General features: G+C 42.9%; 14 protein-coding genes. 6 read left to right on the forward strand and 8 right to left on the reverse strand.

The genetic code is table 11. The features are described 5' to 3' along the window. Positions 1-25 precede the first annotated feature (25 nt). Complete coding sequence (locus ACRRS0_RS22805; RefSeq protein WP_432455300.1) at positions 26-2,368, forward strand: DNA polymerase II; 2,343 nt, start codon at positions 26-28, stop codon at positions 2,366-2,368. Between the two features lie 173 nt (positions 2,369-2,541). After that, on the forward strand, positions 2,542-2,679 hold the full coding sequence (locus tag ACRRS0_RS22810; RefSeq protein ID WP_432455299.1) for a hypothetical protein: 138 nt from the start codon (positions 2,542-2,544) through the stop codon (positions 2,677-2,679). On the opposite strand, the gene glgX is transcribed toward ACRRS0_RS22810, so the two are convergent. Continuing rightward, entirely contained in the window at positions 2,676-4,766 is a 2,091-nt protein-coding gene (gene glgX / locus ACRRS0_RS22815) for a glycogen debranching protein GlgX (protein WP_432455298.1), read from the reverse strand. The genes ACRRS0_RS22810 and glgX overlap by 4 nt on opposite strands. Positions 4,767-4,978: 212 nt before the next feature. Here glgX and ACRRS0_RS22820 point away from each other — a divergent pair, with 212 nt between their 5' ends. Then, a complete protein-coding gene (locus ACRRS0_RS22820; protein WP_432455297.1) occupies positions 4,979-6,079 on the forward strand; it encodes an ISAs1 family transposase in 1,101 nt (366 codons plus the stop codon). Positions 6,080-6,148: 69 nt separating this feature from the next. Here the strand turns inward: ACRRS0_RS22820 and ACRRS0_RS22825 are convergent, their stop codons facing one another. Together ACRRS0_RS22825 and ACRRS0_RS22830 are read right to left on the reverse strand one after the other, a co-directional pair. Further along, a complete protein-coding gene (locus ACRRS0_RS22825) occupies positions 6,149-6,331 on the reverse strand; it encodes a hypothetical protein (protein WP_432455296.1) in 183 nt (60 codons plus the stop codon). 79 nt (positions 6,332-6,410) lie between these two features. Continuing rightward, on the reverse strand, positions 6,411-7,532 hold the full coding sequence (locus ACRRS0_RS22830; RefSeq protein ID WP_432455295.1) for a 1-acyl-sn-glycerol-3-phosphate acyltransferase: 1,122 nt from the start codon (positions 7,530-7,532) through the stop codon (positions 6,411-6,413). 168 nt (positions 7,533-7,700) lie between these two features. Here ACRRS0_RS22830 and ACRRS0_RS22835 point away from each other — a divergent pair, with 168 nt between their 5' ends. Then, positions 7,701-9,059: an MATE family efflux transporter gene (locus ACRRS0_RS22835; RefSeq protein WP_432455294.1), complete on the forward strand. Its 1,359-nt coding sequence runs from the start codon at positions 7,701-7,703 to the stop codon at positions 9,057-9,059. A gap of 1,328 nt (positions 9,060-10,387) precedes the next feature. Here ACRRS0_RS22835 and ACRRS0_RS22840 read toward each other — a convergent pair. Together ACRRS0_RS22840 and nadE are read right to left on the reverse strand one after the other, a co-directional pair. Further along, positions 10,388-11,008 carry a trimeric intracellular cation channel family protein gene (locus tag ACRRS0_RS22840; RefSeq protein WP_432455293.1) on the reverse strand — a complete coding sequence of 207 codons (621 nt, stop codon included), beginning with the start codon at positions 11,006-11,008 and terminating at the stop codon, positions 10,388-10,390. Between the two features lie 104 nt (positions 11,009-11,112). After that, entirely contained in the window at positions 11,113-11,943 is an 831-nt protein-coding gene (gene nadE, locus ACRRS0_RS22845) for an ammonia-dependent NAD(+) synthetase (protein WP_432455292.1), read from the reverse strand. A 623-nt stretch (positions 11,944-12,566) separates the two neighbouring features. On the opposite strand from nadE, the gene pyk reads away from it, so the two are divergent. Then, positions 12,567-14,003 (forward strand): pyruvate kinase, encoded by a 1,437-nt coding sequence (gene pyk / locus ACRRS0_RS22850; protein WP_432455291.1) that lies wholly within the window; start codon positions 12,567-12,569, stop codon positions 14,001-14,003. A gap of 161 nt (positions 14,004-14,164) precedes the next feature. Here the strand turns inward: pyk and ACRRS0_RS22855 are convergent, their stop codons facing one another. Both ACRRS0_RS22855 and ACRRS0_RS22860 read right to left on the reverse strand, forming a co-directional pair. Beyond that, positions 14,165-14,851 carry a DUF2786 domain-containing protein gene (locus ACRRS0_RS22855; protein ID WP_432455290.1) on the reverse strand — a complete coding sequence of 229 codons (687 nt, stop codon included), beginning with the start codon at positions 14,849-14,851 and terminating at the stop codon, positions 14,165-14,167. A 216-nt stretch (positions 14,852-15,067) separates the two neighbouring features. Next, a complete protein-coding gene (locus ACRRS0_RS22860) occupies positions 15,068-16,765 on the reverse strand; it encodes a mechanosensitive ion channel domain-containing protein (protein WP_432455289.1) in 1,698 nt (565 codons plus the stop codon). Between the two features lie 181 nt (positions 16,766-16,946). On the opposite strand from ACRRS0_RS22860, the gene ACRRS0_RS22865 reads away from it, so the two are divergent. Next, complete coding sequence (locus ACRRS0_RS22865) at positions 16,947-17,774, forward strand: hypothetical protein (protein WP_432455288.1); 828 nt, start codon at positions 16,947-16,949, stop codon at positions 17,772-17,774. Between the two features lie 51 nt (positions 17,775-17,825). Here ACRRS0_RS22865 and trpB read toward each other — a convergent pair whose 3' ends face one another. Beyond that, a complete protein-coding gene (gene trpB / locus ACRRS0_RS22870; RefSeq protein WP_432455287.1) occupies positions 17,826-19,049 on the reverse strand; it encodes a tryptophan synthase subunit beta in 1,224 nt (407 codons plus the stop codon). Positions 19,050-19,201 lie beyond the last annotated feature (152 nt).

Raw genomic sequence — 19,201 nt, forward strand, 5'->3', positions numbered from 1 at the left:
ACCTATAATATAGACCGAGCCAATCGTGACCAGCCAAGCAATTCAAGGATTTCTACTCACAGCCAATAGCTATGACCGTCAAGGTCAGGCTCATATTCAGCTGTGGTTGGCCAGCGAACAAGGTGCTATTTGCCTCGAGATAGATGATCAACAGCCAGTTTTTTTTGTTCTCAACCATCAGTTAAATGCGGTGCTCGCCCTGCTGGGATCACAGCTAAACCGTCATGCTTCGGTGTCCCTAAAAACCTTCCAACACCAGCCGGTAAGCGCACTCTATTTTTCTAGTATCAAAAACCACAGCCAAGCTGCGCAACAGTTAAAACAGGCAGGATTAAGCTGTTTTGAGAGCGATATAAAACTGCATGAGCGTTTTCTCACGGAACGCTTTTGTTATGGCAGCATGCTGTTTACTGGCCTGCAGAGTCATGACTCTCGTTACCCCGCCTTGCAGCAGGCAAAAATTAAAGCGGCGCAATATACGCCCCAACTGTCGGTATTATCGCTAGATATTGAGTGCAGTGAAAAAGGTCAGCTATATTCAATTGGTTTATATAGTGACAACTACCAACGGGTACTGATGATCGGCCCAGAGCAAGCCGCCGACACGCCAATCACTTGGCTAGCCAATGAGTACGCACTATTAAAACAATTAGAAGTAGAGTTTCAAAACCTCGACCCAGACATCATCATTGGTTGGAATGTCATCAATTTTGATTTTCGACTGCTGGTTAAACGCGCTGCCGTGCATGGGATTAAATTGGCCATTGGTCGCCATCATGGCATTGCCAGATGGCGTGAACGTCACGATATGCCTCACATCGGTTTTATTAGTATCCCCGGGCGAGTGGTGATCGATGGCATCGACTCGCTAAAATCAGCGACCTACCACTTTGATAGCTTTAGCCTAGAAAATGTGGCTCGGCAGCTATTAAACCGAGGCAAATTGGTAGCCGAAGTTGAAGATAGAATGGCCGAAATAAACCACAATTTTGCCCATGATAAGCCACAGCTAGCCGCTTACAATTTAGAAGACTGTAAGTTAGTACTCGATATTTTCAAGCATACCCAACTCCTTGAATTTCTTTGCTTACGCGCACAACTCACCGGTTTAATGCTGGATAGAAGTGGCGGTAGTGTTGCAGCTTTCACCAATGTTTACTTACCCAAGCTGCATCGCGCGGGTTATATCGCGCCTAACTTAAGCCATGACTTTGTCGCCGACAGCCCTGGCGGCTTTGTGATGAACTCTAAGCCTGGGCTATATAAAAATGTACTGGTACTCGATTTTAAGAGCCTCTACCCCTCTATTATTCGCACTTTTAAAATTGATCCCTTAGGCTTAATTGAAGGCCTAGCAAGCCCAGACAATGCCATTGAGGGCTTTAGAGGCGGCGTATTTAGCTGCGACAAACATTTCTTACCCGATATTATTAATCAGCTGTGGTTACAGCGCGATCAAGCCAAAGCGAATCAAGACAAAGCCCGTTCGCAGGCGATCAAAATTTTGATGAATAGCTTCTATGGAGTGCTTGGCTCTACCGGTTGTCGCTTTCACGATCCCCGCTTGGCAAGCTCAATTACCATGCGCGGCCACCAGCTGATGCAACAAACCGCAGACTGGATCACCGAACACGGCTACCAAGTGATTTATGGTGATACCGACTCTACCTTTGTCTGGCTCAATCAAGAACTAAGTCCAGAACAAGCGAGTGCCATTGGTCAACAACTAGCCAAAGAAATCAACCTTTTTTGGCGCAATAAGCTCAGCCAAGAAATGCAGCTAGAGAGCTACCTAGAAATTGAATTTGAAACTCACTTTTCACGCTTCTTAATGCCGACTATACGCGGCTCAGAAACTGGCAGTAAAAAACGCTATGCGGGTTTAACTGCGCACAACCAAATGGTGATTAAAGGACTAGAAACGGTACGTTCTGACTGGAGCGAACTGGCGAAGATTTTTCAAACGGGATTGTTAGAGCGGCTATTCTCCGACCAAGACCCACGCCAATTTGTTCTAGATACCGTCGCTAAGCTGTTAGCGGGTGAATACGACCCACAACTGATCTACCACAAGCGCTTACGCCGCAAGCTCGATGAGTACGTAAAAAACGTGCCACCACAGGTTCGGGCTGCACGCCTCGCCGACCAACATAATCAGGCTTTAGGTAAACCACAGCAATATCAAAATAAAGGGACTATTAATTATTGGATGACCGTAAATGGGCCTGAACCTGTTGCTTATTGCCGCAGTCAAATCGATTATCAACATTACTTAGATAAGCAATTGCAACCCATTGCTGATGCAATATTACCTTTCATTAACTTAGATTTTGAGCAAATAATTAGTGCTCAACTGGGCTTGTTTTAAGCTTGGAAGCTGCTGAGACCTTTGCCCTGAGAATTAGGGAAACATCACAGTAATTAAATATAAACCCAAAAAATATCAACTACTTGAAACTTTTACTTAGTTTACCCTTCCAATAACTAAAGACTTAAATCATCTGAGGCCATAGGGAAGGGCAAACTAAAGAGGTAAAACTAGTGGCTATTTTTTCTATGAGTATTCGTATATTGGTATTAATGGTGATGCTGGGGAGTGTATTTCACGACCAACACTCCCCCTCGTGTTTTTTAACTCAGCTAACTATTGCTGCATCTCAGCAAACGACCTCTAGTTAAACAAAGCAATTTTCAATACGTTTATCAATTTGTGGATTCGCCACAAACACTTTTACCGAGTGAGCCGCCACTTTAAACGAAGAATTTTGTAACATTGGAGCCGATTTAAAATCGTAAATATCGTGAGGCGGTTTAGCTGCTGTATCCACTAACATCACCCAATACCCTTCAATATCGGGAGCCACAAACTCCAAGTCTTCCCAGTAAGCATTAAACACCATATACATACGATCTTTTGAATAAGGGTCTAAGAAGGTCACCGCGATAGAATGGCTATCTTCAGACCAATCCGGTTCGGCTTGTTGCACACCATGCCATTCAATGTTCGCATCATGGATCACATCCGATAAACTGAGGTGGATTTTTTCCTCTAACACGTCATCGTAACAGCGTAATTTAATTAAATTTTGCACAAAATTTAGGAGATCACTGTTTTCATCCACCAGATTCCAATCAAACCAAGAGATTTCATTATCTTGGCAGTAAGCATTGTTATTCCCATTCTGACTACGCTTCACCTCATCACCCATAGTGATCATTGGCGTTCCTAGAGATAACAGCAAGGTGGTAAAGAAATTCTTCATTTGCTGTTCACGTAATTGATTAATCTTGGGATTTAAAGTTGGCCCCTCTACCCCATGGTTATAGCTCACATTATGATTATCACCGTCTCGATTATTCTCCCCATTTTCTAAATTGTGCTTTTCGTTATAACTAACTAAATCATTGAGGGTAAAACCATCATGTGCGGTGACCAAGTTCACGGAACGCTGAGGTGAATGATGATCTTTATAGTAAATATCAGGACTACCTAATAAACGACCAGAGAACTTACTCACAACAGCACGATCGCCACGGAAGAAGGCTCGAACATCATCGCGAAACTGACCATTCCATTCATTCCAACGATCACCAACAAACTCACCCACTTGATACAGTCCCGCGGCATCCCAAGCCTCTGCGATAATTTTAGTGCCTGCAAGCGAGGGATCTGAATCAATCGACCACAATAAAGGCGGCTCTTTCATCACATTTCCCTGCGAATCTCGAGCCAATACCGAGGCCAAATCAAAACGAAAACCATCAACATGCATATCATTGACCCAAAAACGCAACGAGTCACGGATCATCCTGCGCATAACCGAATGATTTGCATTACAAGTATTGCCACATCCAGAGTAATTTCCATACCAACGTTTCTCTGGCTGCAGCATGTAGTAACTATCATTTTGTAAGCCTTTTAAACTCAAGGTTGGGCCATCATGTCCTCCCTCAGCGGTATGATTAAAGACCACATCCAGAATCACCTCGATGCCAGCTTTGTGGAGTTCTCGCACCATGATCCGGAATTCATTAAAAGCGCCACAAACACTTTTATCCGAGCTATAAGCATTATGCGGAGAAAAGAAAGCGATGGGACTATAACCCCAATAGTTTTGCTTACCCAGCGGAGCATCTTGCAAATCAAATTGTTGCACAGGCATCAGCTCAACAGCGGTAATGCCAAGCGCCTTTAAATATGGGATTTTTTCGATAACTCCCGCATAGGTGCCACGTTTATGGGCCGCTACCCCCGAAGAAGGATGCTTGGTAAAACCAGCAACATGCAGTTCATAAATAATGGTATCTTGCAATGAACGCTTAATTGGCTGAGTGCCTTGCCAATCAAAGCCACGCAAATCAACCACCGCCCCTTTAATGCACTGATCAACATTATTGTGGCCATGGCGCGCAGCCACCAAACGTAAATAATTATCCGGAAAGTGGGTCACCTTGGCATAGGGATCCAATAAAACCTTACTTGGATCAAAACGTAAGCCGAGTTCCGGTAACCATGGACCATCGACCTGAAAGCCATAAAGAGTCCCGACATCAAGATCTTCAACATAAATATGCCAATAATGATCGGTACGATTAATAGTTGGGTTTAGTGGGATATTCGCGAACGGTTTACGTGAGTTAATCTCTTTAAATAGTAATAAATTAACTGCCGTTGCGCTTTTTGAAAAAATACTGAAATTAACGCCAGTGCCTTTGTAACTAGCACCCAGAGGAAATGAGCTCCCCGCTTGTATATTTAGATCCATAATTTGTGCTGTCTTATTAAAGTTTAAATGCAAATAACCTGAGATGACGAGCCTATAATTGGCTCTCCAGTATAGTTTAGCAGCATCAGAACTTTAGACAGCACAGATAGATCGACTAATTAAGCCTCAGTCGTGCGAATAGGTCAGGGCGGGATCGCACTTTGTTAACAGATATGATCTAATACCTCTAAACCCTAAGCTACATAGTTATTTTGAACATAATTGAACATTTATCAGTCGTCGAGGATACTCGATCTGACATCAATCAAAAGCATGACCTTATTGACGTGATTTTCCTTGTTATCAGTGCTATTTCATCAGGATGTGAAGGCTGGCAAGACATTGAATATTATGGAGAAGAGAAGTTGGGCTGGCTGAGGAAATATAGACCATTTGAACACGGGATCCCACGACGACACACGATTGCACGCATTTTGCGTTCTGTTGTCGCGGAGTCTTTGCTTGAGGCATTAGCTCTGTGGATTAACGAGCAGCGAACGAGTCAAAACAGAGCCATCATCGCATTTGACGGAAAAGTACTGCGTGGCTCGTACCGAAATAACAAGAAAACAGCATTACAATTGGTTACAGCCTATGATACTGAACGTGGTCTCGTTCTGAGTCAGAAACCGACAGCGAACAAGAACGGCGAGATTAGCGTTGTGCGCCAAATGCTTGATGTTATTAACGTAAAAGGCAGTGTTGTCACCGTTGATGCTCTACATTGTCAGCGCGATACACTAGAGAAAATCGCAGAAAAGAAGGCTCATGTTGTCGTTCAAGTAAAAAACAACCAACCAAAGTTGAGAGCGGCTGTTGTTGAGCAGTTTCAAGCTGTCTTTGATGCTGGTAAAGAGAAGGTCGTCACTGAAATTAAAGAAAAACACCATGGTCGTAGCGAAGAGCGATACGTCTTTCAACTAAAGGCCAAGTTGCCCGAAGAGTTAGCAAAGAAATGGCCAACGGTAAGAAGCATCATAGCAGTGGAACGCCACCGCGTGATAAATGGGAAAGGCACTGTAGATACCTCGTATTACATAAGCTCAATGTCACCGAATCACAAATTGTTAGGCCACTATATTCGTCAGCATTGGCGAATTGAAAACAGCCAGCATTACGTATTAGATGTTGTTTTTAAAGAGGATAACTCTCGCATTACTTTAGACGGAGCGGTGGAAAACATAGCTCTATTTAGACGTTTTGTGATGAACATGCTCAAACAATGCGATTGTGGAGCGCCAAGTCACAAAGTGAAGTTGAAGAAAGCGGGATGGTGCGACGATTATCGGGCACGAGTCTTCTTTGGGTTATAAATCCATCAAAGTATGCTCCCGCCCTGGCGAATAGGTAACTTCGTGATTAGGTCCAACTTTTGTTATAGCTCAGAACTTTGCCGATATAGAATGTGAACGACCACCACATTGACGTTTTCTACGACAATGTTGCGAACCAAGTTGATCCAATTCCGAAACTTCATCGGGCAACATCAAAGAAAGCAATTGCTCAAGTTTATCGCCATTGGCTAAAACGTTTGCGATGGTTTGGCTAGTTTTACTACGGAACATAACATACCCTTTTAAATAATACCTATAAGGGGGTATGCAGCTAAAGTGCCAATTGTATTATTTTATAAAAATTTGACTATTAATCATATAGTTGCATTCTAGCTTTGACTGGATTTGCATACATGGCATACAACTGAGTTTGAACCTCTGCACTAATATCGCGAGACTTCGCCTCAAAATAGCGCTTCGCTTCTGCCAACTCATTCGCGGAAACGTCTTCAGGTATAGCATCACCCAGAGCAAGCCAGTTAGTCGGCATCAATTGATAGTTACCAATAATGGCCTTATCTAAGGCTTGAGCAACTTGTTTTGCCGACTCAAACTCCCCTTGCAAGGTCTCGGAAAAATGCACATGCACCCGGCCTTTTTGACCAACAATCCCTCGAGAAATACTCGAAATATCTTCATGTTCTTGTTTTAAATATTCACCATGCTGATTTTGTGAAACCAGTTCATTTGCCTTGGCCACGTCACAGGGGTCAAATTCATAGGAAATAGAAACGGGCACAATGTTTAACTGATTGATGTAATCCGCAAAACTTTGTTGTTTCGGTTTATTTAAGGCCAACATAGAAATTAATGCTGAATTAGTCACATCTAAACCGTCTTTGGCTCGTCCTTCACGTTGCGCAATCCATATGTGATCACTAGTATGACTTAAGGTGTGCTGAATATAGGCGGATAGCTGTTTTGAGTTCTCTAATTTTTCACGTTTTGTGGTCGCCGAACGTTTAACAATAAAACTACGATTTAAACGCATCAGGTCAGAAACCCAAGGCTTGGTTAACAAATTATCACCGATGGCATTTTGCACGGTATCTTGGCCATTATTATGTAAGATGTAATTAATAAATGCCGAATCCAGTGCGATATCCCGATGATTAGAAATAAATAGATGTGGTTTAGTTAAATCTAAATGATCCAAGCCGCTAGAGCTCAATTGACTGGTGGTAGTTTTGATCATATGCGCCATATAAGTTTCAACCATCACTTGAAAATCATATACCGAGCGAATATTCCTGACCTTAAATTTAAGTATCTTTCGCAAAATAAAAGAAGTCAGCCAAAGAAAAACGCCCTTCGCCTTGGCAAAGCGAAATTTAATCAGTGTAGTAATCAATTCAGGATCATTGATAAGACGTTTAAGTATTTGTTCTACTTCAGAATCTTGATAAGGGCGAATACTGTCAAACTCAGACATAACTTCTCTCGCAATTTAGGAAGGCGCAATTTACCGCTTTCCCACCCTAAAAACAACCGAAGCGGTTAAAAAATAAGCAACTCACAGTTGTTTCAAGCGCTATCCTGCGACTTTCACTGTGCTTATTTGCCAAGTATACTAATAACAAGTTTTCCCAATCCAATGTGAATGGAACAACAACGCCAACAATTGCTTGATGCCCCCATCACGCCTCTCATTATTGATAAAGCCCTCCCCAGTTTAGTGGGCATCTTTTCGATCATTTTTTTTAATTTAGTCGACACATTTTTTGTCGCTATGTTGGGCACCGATCCGCTGGCAGGAGTCTCTTTTACTTTCCCTATCACCTTTGCAATTACCAGCATCGCCATGGGGTTAGGCATCGCCCTTTCGTCTCATGTTGGACGACTATTAGGGGCCGAGAAAAAACAACAAGCGGCCCAATTAACCAGCCATAGTTTATTGTTTAGTTTACTATTAATTACTACCCTAGCCGCTTTAGGCTATTTCAATATTGAACGATTATTTTTATCCCTCGGTGCGGAATTACCAGTTATGCCCTATATCGAACAATATATGCAGATCTGGTACCTTTCGATCCCTCTATTAGTTATCCCCATGGTCGGCAACAGTGCAATCCGAGCCAGTGGCGATAGCAAAACGCCAAGCCTCATGATGCTAGTCGCCGGGATAATGAATGGTCTTTTAGACCCAATTCTAATATTTGGTTGGGGCCCGATACCCACTTTAGGTGTGAAAGGTGCGGCACTAGCGACCGCCATCGCTTGGCTACTCACTTTTTGCATGGCGATTTACTTACTCAAATACAAACTACAACTGCTCAAATTTGAAACCTGTTCCCTTCAGCAGTTAATGAACTCTTGGAACAAACTATTAAGTATTGCAATACCGGCTGTATTTTCCCAATTGCTCACCCCTATCGCCACCACCATTACAATGGCTATATTGGCAACCGCCGGAACCGCAACCGTGGCCGCTTATGGCTTTGCCACACGAGTAGAAGCCTTACTATTTATCGGAGTGATGGCGATAAACTCAGTGATCCCAATGCTCGTGGGACAAAATGTCGGGGCAGGGAACTTAAATCGAGCGCAGCAAATTGTGCATCAAGCCATTCGTTTAGCGGTTATTTGGCAATTACTGTTAGCCATACTCATGTATTACCTAGCACCGCTGATCAGTCGCAGTTTCAATCAAGATCTCGAAGTCGCCAGATTAAGCCAATATTACCTACAACTGGTGCCTTTTTGCTACGGAATGATGGCGGTTCCCTTATTACTCGCACAAACACTCAACGCCTTGGCTCTACCGATGATGGCAGTGATGATTAACCTCATTCGTTTGTTTGTCTTTATGTTGCCAGCCATTTACCTAGGCGCCTTAGCTGCGAACAGTCAAGTGATCTTCTTAGCAATCATTGTCGCCCATACGGTGGCAGGCCTCTGCAGTTTAATTCTATTGACCTACCTCATGAAAAAAGCAAGTTGGTGGCAAGCGCAGCATTAAAAAAGACAACATCGATCTCATGATGTTTAATCGAATAAAAAATTAAGGGCGATACCGAAGTATCGCCCTTAAGCTAGTCATATCGCTCAAATCCATGAACGTTAATTGCTCCCTGCAATCCTTTTGACTGTAGCACACCATTCCTTAGTGTTTCCCCTTGCTCCTTCCCTAGCGCTATCCTTTAGCCTTCTGTGGCCTAACTGCTCATCCTAAGCGGTTGCTCGCTCCATCCTGGAGGTGTCCTGATAATCATCCTTAAGCTCTTGTGTCACCAAGGCTAATCGCACTCCTGTGCTCACATCCCTAGCTCATCGATCCTGACAAGCCGCTCATCCTAAGCGTTCCTATAATGCCGCTAGCTTCATGCTTTGGCTGCTTTCCCTGCCCGTCCTTGTATGAGCTACTTTACGCTTTGGTTCAATAAAACCTAGATGAGCCCGTGAAATAATTTTTGAATTGATTCAATCAAGAATCATCGAATTTAATTAATTATTTGAATTTAAAGGGTTTAAATAATTTTTACGCAATATAGAGCAGCCATATCAGCGCTCAAGCGTAGTCGATCTCTCACAGCACCTCGGGGCTTATCGTCAAGCCTAGAAACCTTAATTTTGGCTTACTAATGTTTGTTCAAGATAAAAGCGAAGAGGAATAAAAAAACGCTGTTGGTAGACGACATAAACCTAAATCACCGCTAACAGCGTTATCTGGTAATTAGAGCCACTAGTGACTGCACTTCATGCCTATTTATCGGCAGATTTATACGACACAATAAGTTGGTCATATAATGAATCAGATTGGCATAGCATAAATTGTAGTCACAAAAAAACCAGCATTAAGCTGGCCTAAAAAGTCGGGGCGACACTTACGTGTCGCCCCTAGTAGTCATATCGCTCAAATCCGTGAACGGGTAATTGCTCCCTGCAATCCTTTTTGACTGTTTTACTACATCCTGTAGTTGTCCTTTTCTCAAATCCTTTGAGCTGTCCTTTAGCCTTCATTGGCATAACCGGTTGTCCATACCAGTTGCACGTCTCCTTCCTAGGAGGTGTCCCTTACTACATCCTGTAGTTGTCCTTTCAGCTCCTGCTACGTTTCTCATCCTGATAAACGTCAGTGCCTCCGTGCAGAACTAACTATACGGCATTAATACTTGAGAAAAAGCTCCAGAACAAAAAAAACTCATCTTTTTTTACATAAACAGCATCAAAAATAAATAAGCAATTGATATATATGGATATTGTTATTGTCTATCTGCAAGATTTACTGCCTTTAACTTACAACCTTGTAAGAGATCTCTCACAAGGAGTGCAGTCTTTAGACTAGACCTAACGATTTTTTGAAAGCTTAGGTAAAGATAGATGATAACGAATTGCAACTAAACGGATAACTAAAGCACTAATAATACAACTGCTAGTTGTAATGGTCGTGGAAAAACCTAAGTTCTCTGTAATCGCCCACACACAACCCCCAACAATACAAGCCGTTGCATAGATCTCGCGCTGCAGTACTAAAGGAACCTGGTTGGCCAGCACATCACGGATCATCCCCCCACCACAGGCCGTAATCACCCCCATAGTGACCGAAACAATCATCGGAGCGCCCATTTGTAAGGCCTTATTCGCACCAATAGCCATAAACACAGCCATACCAATAGCATCGGCGACTGGTAATAACCAACGAGGAGGACTAGGAAAATTATTGAGCAAAACAATTGCCCCCAGACTAGCCGCTAAGATCACCCACAAATATAAACCATTTTCCACCCAAAAAACTGGGCTAGCCCCTAATGCCATATCACGAATGGTGCCTCCACCAATCGCGGTCACGCAGGCAAGTACTAGGGCTCCAAATAGATCCATACGTCGCCGACTAGCGATTAATACCCCAGAAATGGCGAATACCGCCGTACCAAAAAGATCGAGACTAAAAATAATGGTGTTGCCCAAAGTCGGCTCCTCAAAAAAATAGGCTGCAATGAGGCAACATGTTTGGTGAACAATATAAGAAACCGATCAAACAACACCGAACCCGGGTGGGTCCGGTAAATAAATCAATCATAAATAGTCGGAATGGCTTGCCGTTTATGTTGGGTCCGTAAATAAATACCGATTAATTTTTCTTCTACCCCAGCATCAACCAATTTACCTTCTAAAAAGTCATCAATTTGATCGTAAGTTAAACCAAGCGCCACTTCATCTGGCAGCTGCGGGCGATCTTCCTCTAAATCAGCTGTTGGCGCTTTACCAATCAACTTCTCTGGCGCACCCAAGTAACTCGCCACTTGGCGAACCTGACGCTTATTTAAACCAAAGATAGGCGTTAAATCGCAGGCACCATCCCCATGCTTAGTGTAAAAACCGGTAATATTCTCAGCCGAGTGATCGGTACCAATCACCAATGCACCGGTTAGTCCCGCAATTTCATACTGAGCAATCATTCGCATCCGCGCCTTTACGTTGCCCTTAGCAAAATCGATCCCAGCTTGTTGCGGTAAGGCTAAACCCGCGTTCTGCAAACCTAACAGTGCGCTTGAGTGTGCCCCTTCGGTGCCATCTTTAATATTTGTGGTCACGATATAGGAGGGTTTAATAAAATCTAAAGCTAATTGCGCATCTGCTTCATCTTTCTGCTCTCCATAAGGGAGGCGCATCGCAATGAAACGATAGTCTTGAGTCGAGTGCTCTTGATTAAGCTGTTCTACAGCCAACTGAGCGAGCCGTCCGGTGGTCGTAGAATCAACACCACCACTAATACCTAAGATTAAGGTTTTTAAGTTCGCCTGTTGTAAACACTGTTTGATAAAGTCTATGCGACGTTTTACTTCAAACCCCGGGTCAATTTCAGGTAGAACCTTCATCTCCGCTAATATTGCTTGTTTCATCTCATCCCCCACAACAAATGTAATCCTTATCAGGCAATGTACTTGAGAGATAAAAAAAAACCAAGAGACAAGCTGATTTACATACAATTAATCACTAAACAGATTAATATAATTAGGGGCTGTTAATCTTTGGTGATGACTTTTACAGCTGTTTGTGACTCATTTAGGCAAGTCATGTGAAATATCGCTAGCGGTATAGCTCATAACAATACACTGCAGTAATGCACCACAAATACTGCTTAAACAATTTGACTAGAAGCGTTTTACCGTTGATTAGAGGTATCTGCTTAGCACTCTAAGCGAGACACCTCTCGCCACGATAAAAATGCTTTTTTCTCGAAAAAGTAGCTCACAAAAGAACCGCCTCTAGCCATCTAAGGTATGCTATTGGTCAAACAACAGAGCCATTTGGCAAGGAAAGAGAATAACTTTAGTTTTTCTATTTGAGTGAGCAACCCAAAATGGGAATTTTAGCGCTAAAGATGCGCATTATTTTTTCAGATAAGTTGTCAAATATTCATCTAGAGTCTCTAGAATTTATTTTCCCTAGCTGTTGGATATAAATCAATTGGCGCCAAGGAGCGACAGCTTCTGATTGAATATTTCATTTTAAGGATAAAACTATGCTACGACGCACCAAAATTGTGACAACTTTAGGCCCAGCCACCGATAAAGACGACATTTTAGAACAACTGCTGCTCAGCGGCGCAAATATGGTGCGACTCAACTTTTCTCACGGCAGCGCCGACGACCATATCGCTCGCGCCAATAAGGTCAGAGAACTTGCAGCCAAACATAAACTACACGTGGCTATTTTGGGTGACCTACAAGGTCCCAAAATACGCGTATCCACCTTTAAAGAAGGTAAGGTTAAATTGCAAGTTGGGAATAGCTTTTTACTCGATAGTGATTTAGCAAAAGGCTTGGGAGATCAACAACAAGTTGGCCTCGATTATAAATACTTGCCTAAAGACGTGGCCCCTGGCGATACCCTGTTACTTGATGACGGTAGAATTCAATTGAGAGTCACCGCCGTAGAAGGCAATAAAGTCACCACCGAAGTGACCATTGGCGGATTTTTATCCAACAACAAAGGGATTAATAAACTCGGTGGTGGTTTATCTGCCGCAGCCTTAACCGATAAAGACAAAGCCGATATCCTCACCGCAGCCAAAATCAATGTCGACTATTTAGCTGTATCCTTCCCAAATAGCGGTGAAGATATGCACTATGCCAGACGTCTGACTCAACAAGCCGGACTCGCAACAAAACTAGTGGCAAAAGTTGAACGAGCAGAAACAGTTGCCACCGAAGAAGCGATGATCGATATCATTACCGCTTCCGACGCAGTGATGGTAGCTCGTGGCGATCTCGGTGTTGAAATTGGCGATGCCGAATTAGTGGGAGTGCAAAAGACTCTTATTCGTCTGACTCGAAAATACAATCGCGCGGTGATTACCGCAACTCAGATGATGGAATCAATGATTAGTGCGCCGATGCCAACTCGCGCTGAGGTCATGGATGTAGCCAACGCAGTATTGGACGGTACCGATGCGGTGATGTTATCCGGCGAAACAGCCGCTGGCCAGTACCCTGTAGAAACCGTCCAGGCCATGGCTTCGGTTTGCCTAGGTGCTGAAAAACAACGCAGCATTAACGTATCCAAATATCGAATCAATGAAACCTTTGAGAGTATTTCGGAAACAGTGGCGATGAGTACCATGTTTGCGGCCAATCACATGCAAGGTATGACCGCCATTATTGCACTCACCGAATCAGGCAGCACGCCTTTATTAATGTCTCGCCTCAGTAGTGGCTTACCCATTTTTTCTTTATCTCGCCACCAAGCAACCTTGAGTCGTTGCGCCTTATACCGAGGCGTATACCCGATTTACTTCGACGAAACCAACCACGATATCATCCAAGTATCACATAGCGCGATTAATTTGTTGAAACAACAAGGCTATTTGAATAAAGGTGATTTAGTGATTTTGACCCATGGTGATGTATTCGACCAAACCGGGCATACCAATACCAGTAAGATATTAAAAGTCGGTTAAGCGCTAAACATGAGCGCTTAGTTAGCTCGGTGTATACACCGAGCTAACTATCGAAAAATAATGACCAGAGCATTCAAACGAAGATCAATTTAAATCACTAAAGCAATACAGGATCACATCCGAAACAGCAAAAATACCCAATGTGTGCGTATCAATGAATATTAATTGTGGTTTAACTGCGGACTTGCTCGAGTACCTTCCACAGGACGATTCACCGATAGTTTGCGTCCCTTGGTGATCCCGGTTTGAAAATCTGGGGTAAGCTGACCCATTGAGGCCTTAATTTTCGCCTTAAAGGTTTCACGGTCTAACTTCTCAAACATCTCATCCAAGTAGTCATCCATATGTTCATTGCGTCCATCGCTTGTTAGATCGGGGAGTTTTTCTAAAGCCCCCTCCAACCAACCGGCAGTAAAAGAAGTAACCCGTCGTGCCACAGTGACATTATCGGTACCGGAACCGGCAAAGCTATTTCGAAATGAACCCACCTGTTGGTTCATTTCTCGATAAACAATATCAAATGCAAAGGCGGCAAATACGGCACGCTCGGCCATGCCAACAAATTCAGCTCTTTTTAAACCTTTATGATTAACCAGTACCGCTTCCACACCAAAACGTGAGTTAATACCACGAATAATGCGTAAGATATTTTCGTTTACATTGGCGGGTAACAAGGTTTGAGTAGAGGTTTTCCCCATTTGAATTAAATCAATATCGGCTTGCTCTAAGCCGTGTTTAAGCATTAAGCGATGCGCCATACGGATCGCTTGAGCAGCCTCATGAACATTAGAGGAGTTACCCAACTCTAAGCACTTTGCAATTTTTTCTAGGGCTCGTTGACGACTCACGAAATTGCTACAACCTCTGTTCAAAAATGAAGCGTCATTTTACTGGTTTTAGCCAAATTTTCCAGTAATACCGAGCCCAGAGCCAGCGCTTCGTTTAGAATTTAGACTCAATTTTCCACTTGAAACACCGAAAAGAAAACCCTCTGGCAATGCAATGGGTCACTTTCCAGTCGTGCCAGCGTCGAATACAGCTCGCTTTAGAAGCAAACGAGGCACTTATCCATTCGAATGTCCCTCACCACCATTGCCTGTAGAATAAACATGAACATCGCGCTGTGGGAAAGGGATCGAGATACCATCTTGATCGAAGCGCATTTTCACTTGTCGAGTAATATCCCAATAAACGTTCCAATAATCATCGGTTTTTACCCAAGGACGCACGATAAAATCTACCGAAGATTCATTTAAAATATGTAGTTTAACCATAGGAGCAGGTTCGGCTAACACCAATGGGTGCTTGGCTAATAATTCATTCAACACGGCTTCCGTTTTATCGATATCATCGCTATAGCCAATCCCAAAAACTAAATCAACGCGACGCAGTTTTTGTGCAGTTACATTTTTAATCACATCCCCCCAAATTTTACCATTTGGGATCACTAAGGTTTGGTTATCGATGGTTAAAATAGTGGTCGAAACTAAATTCATACTTTTCACTTTGCCAAAGACGCCACCGCCCACTTCCACCATATCGCCCACATCATAGGGACGATAAATAAGAATCATCATCCCAGCGGCAAAATTACTCAAGGTATCTTGCAAGGCAAACCCAATAATGAAACCAGCGACGCCTAACCCCGCTAAAACCGGTGCCAGTGATATACCAACTTGGGCCAAAGCAAATAAAATTCCAACAATAACCACGACCCGAGTCACCGAGGACACTATCATCTCTTTCATCAACGAAGATAACCGTAGCTTGGAAGAATCTAAACTTTTAATCAGTAACTTACGGGTTAAACGAGCAAGAGCACGAAATACAAAATAAATGAGTAACAACAAAAATATTTTGAAGATCCACTCTCCGCCGTGCTCAACAAAATACTCACTAAGTCGAACGACCCAACGTTTAGCAATACCGTTCAATACGTTGATATCCAACACATCGGTGGTGATTTGCCCACCTAATTTAAGCAATGTCTGTTGATAAAATCCGGTATTAAAACCAAGCTGAGTGAGTAATTCAACGGTTAATTTGAAGCTTAACCCTGCGACCGATAATTGCTCTTTGACCACGGCTAATTGGTCTTTTAGTGCTTGATCATTGGGAGTCAATTTAATAAATTGACTAAGCTCCCTGGTTTTATTTTCGAGTAAGCCAACCATCCCAGAAAATGATTCAGCCCGTAGATAAAGCAAATCGATCAGATGATGATTTTGATCCGTTACCTCAAAACCAAGGGCTTGGAGATTATTAATTTGCTGTACCAAGGCCGAAAAAATCACATCAGATCGATTCAAGTAATCAATATATAACTGAAAAGACTTAATATTATCCGAAGGTTGTTGTGCGTAGGCTTTATTGAACAACTGCTGCTGTTGCTCGATCCTCTGAATTAAACTTTGATAATTATCGACGATAATTTGCTTAACTTGATGGTTTATAGCAGGTTCCGTCAAACCCAGAGCTTGTTGTTTAATTAAGTATTGGGTGAGCTGATTAATCGTTTCAAAGGAACTTAAATGACGCTCAACTAAACGATAATCGATGGCCGCTTGCTCGATAGCAGAGACCGTATTTCTATTGGCTTGTATCTTTTCAATCCGCTGCTGTTGACGCTGATATTTTTCCAACAATAGCTGCGCTTGGTCGCTGCCGGAATCAGCCGCATGCAAGCAAAAAACAGCGCTCGAAAAAAATAGTAAAGCCCACTTCATCAAACTCTGATACCACCGAACAAATTCCGTTTTCATCTCTGCCTCCTAAATAAACTACAAACAACTATAAAAAATAAGCCAACAACTCATAATTAAATTATGTTTTATGATCTAAAGGGGCCGCTTAATCCTAAATCATAAGCAACAATGAATAGGACATGGCTCGGTTTACAATCATGATTACGGATATCACAGAGCACTCAACTAAGGACAGTATATGAATATAGCGCGTTGGCTAAGTAAACTTTGGTTAGTGAGTTTAGTCAGTTTTCCGCTCAGTGCTGGAGAATGGACCTTCAAAACTGGAGCGTTTTGGTCACAAACAGACTCATCAGTCACAACTAAAAGCTTCGATAACCAAGATATTACCTTAGATTTTGAAGATAGTTTACAGCTAGAAAAACATCTGTTGTTACCCTTTTTCGAGCTGGGTTACAAATTTAATCAACGCCACCACGTCTACGCCGATTGGCGTCGTTTACATCGAAGCGCATCGAGCAAAACCAATTTTGGGTTTACCTTACCGAATCATCCCGATTCTGGCGTAATCGCTGGCGCAAATCTAAATACCCGGATGGATATTGATATTCTGAGTGCTGGTTATGGCTATTCATTTTATCAAAATGCTAAAACTGAAATTGGTGGCTCACTTGGTTTGCATGTGATGTTTATTGAAATGGGCTTTAGCGGCGATATCTCAGCTTGTGTCAATAATGCAGGGAATATTATTTGTAATTCAACCGCGACCAAAGGTGAAGTGGTTGATGAATCGGCCACCGCACCGCTACCTGATATCGGCTTATGGACCCATTATCAATTAACCGACGATTGGACACTGAATGCTCATAGTCAATTTTTTTATCTAAAAATTGACCAAGTGAAGGGTTATCTAGCCGATCTGAATGCCTCCATTAGTTACCAGATCAATCCCAATTGGGATATAGAGTTAGGCTATAACTACTACATTGTTGAAGCAGAGTGGGATGAAATCCAACTTAAATATAATTTTCAAGGGCCGATGGTAAACTTCGCTTATCGATTCTAGCCCATCACTTATAGGCTACCAACGGGCTGGTAGCCTATAAGTTCACTTGCTTCAAATCAGTTCAGCAATCCCATATTGTTTACCATATTGTTCAATGACAAAGTCGATGTCTTTATCACCACGACCCGATAGGTTAATTAAGATACGACCATTAAGCCCCTGTTTAGCGAGCTTAATCGCATGTGCAACCGCATGCGCCGATTCTATCGCTGGAATAATGCCTTCTAATCGCGATAGTTCAAAAAACGCATCAATCGCTTCTTGATCGCTCACAACCCCATACTGAACTCGGCCTAAATCTTTTAAATAGGCATGCTGAGGTCCCACCGAAGGATAATCTAAACCACTGGCGACCGAATACACCTGTTGCGGTTCCCCTTGCTCATCCTTCAGCATATAGGAATGGAATCCATGCATGGTCCCCGGCTCCCCTTTGGTTAAAGTGGCAGCGTGTTCACCCACTTGTTCCAAACTTCGTCCTGCAGGCTCACAACCATGCATCGCCACCGCTTGATCCTCCAAAAAGGCACTAAATAAACCCATTGCATTAGAACCACCGCCAATACAAGCGACTAAGTGATCGGGCAATTCACCTGTCATCTCTTGAAACTGCTGACGCGCCTCAATACCAATAATCGATTGAAAGTCTCTCACCATCATTGGAAAAGGATGCGGCCCAACCACCGAGCCGATGGCATACAATTGACTATGAGGATCGGCCATATAAGCCTCAAATGCGCTGTCTACAGCCTCCTTAAGGGTTTTACGACCATGAGTGGCGGGAATCACATTGGCGCCGAGAATTCGCATTCTCACCACGTTAGGATGCTCTTTGGCAATATCCACTTCCCCCATATGAATATCACATTCAAGACCAAGCAACGCGGCAGCTGTGGCCAGTGCAACCCCATGTTGGCCAGCACCAGTTTCGGCGATCACTTTACTCTTGCCCATTTTTTTCGCCAGCAGCACCTCACCCAAGCAATGGTTAATCTTGTGAGCACCGGTGTGATTTAGATCTTCGCGTTTGAGATAAATCTCACAACCATAAGCCTTAGACAAATTTTCCGCATGAAAAATGGGACTAGGTCGACCCACATAGTGTTGGTAAAGACGGGTTAGTTCCGCAATAAAACTCGGATCTTGGCGGATCGCATGATAAGACTTGGTAATGTCGTCCATGACCCGTTGTAGCTCCGGAGGAATAAAGCTCCCGCCGTATTCTCCAAAATAGCCTTGTGGGTTTGGCAAAGCATGCTCAAATTGATTTTGCATTATAAATTCCGATTAGAAAAAGCTTAGTTATACCGAATCTTATCAAGGAAATATGTGCGCTAGTTAGAGCTTCGATCGATAGCTTTCTTGAATAAATAGAGACTAAAACATAAAAAGCGACCTAAGGTCGCTTTTTATAATAACATCAGTAA

The sequence above is a fragment of the Agarivorans sp. QJM3NY_29 genome, from assembly GCF_050870835.2.
Lineage (GTDB): Bacteria > Pseudomonadota > Gammaproteobacteria > Enterobacterales > Celerinatantimonadaceae > Agarivorans.

Bases quoted from the DNA above. Each gene is read 5' to 3' on its own strand.
- ACRRS0_RS22830 (WP_432455295.1), bottom strand. From the start codon at position 7,532: ATGTCTGAGTTTGACAGTATTCGCCCTTATCAAGATTCTGAAGTAGAA.
- ACRRS0_RS22835 (WP_432455294.1), top strand. From the start codon at position 7,701: ATGGAACAACAACGCCAACAATTGCTTGATGCCCCCATCACGCCTCTC.
- ACRRS0_RS22860 (WP_432455289.1), bottom strand. From the start codon at position 16,765: ATGAAAACGGAATTTGTTCGGTGGTATCAGAGTTTGATGAAGTGGGCT.
- pyk (WP_432455291.1), top strand. From the start codon at position 12,567: ATGCTACGACGCACCAAAATTGTGACAACTTTAGGCCCAGCCACCGAT.
- trpB (WP_432455287.1), bottom strand. From the start codon at position 19,049: ATGCAAAATCAATTTGAGCATGCTTTGCCAAACCCACAAGGCTATTTT.
- nadE (WP_432455292.1), bottom strand. From the start codon at position 11,943: ATGAAACAAGCAATATTAGCGGAGATGAAGGTTCTACCTGAAATTGAC.
- ACRRS0_RS22865 (WP_432455288.1), top strand. From the start codon at position 16,947: ATGAATATAGCGCGTTGGCTAAGTAAACTTTGGTTAGTGAGTTTAGTC.
- glgX (WP_432455298.1), bottom strand. From the start codon at position 4,766: ATGGATCTAAATATACAAGCGGGGAGCTCATTTCCTCTGGGTGCTAGT.
- ACRRS0_RS22825 (WP_432455296.1), bottom strand. From the start codon at position 6,331: ATGTTCCGTAGTAAAACTAGCCAAACCATCGCAAACGTTTTAGCCAAT.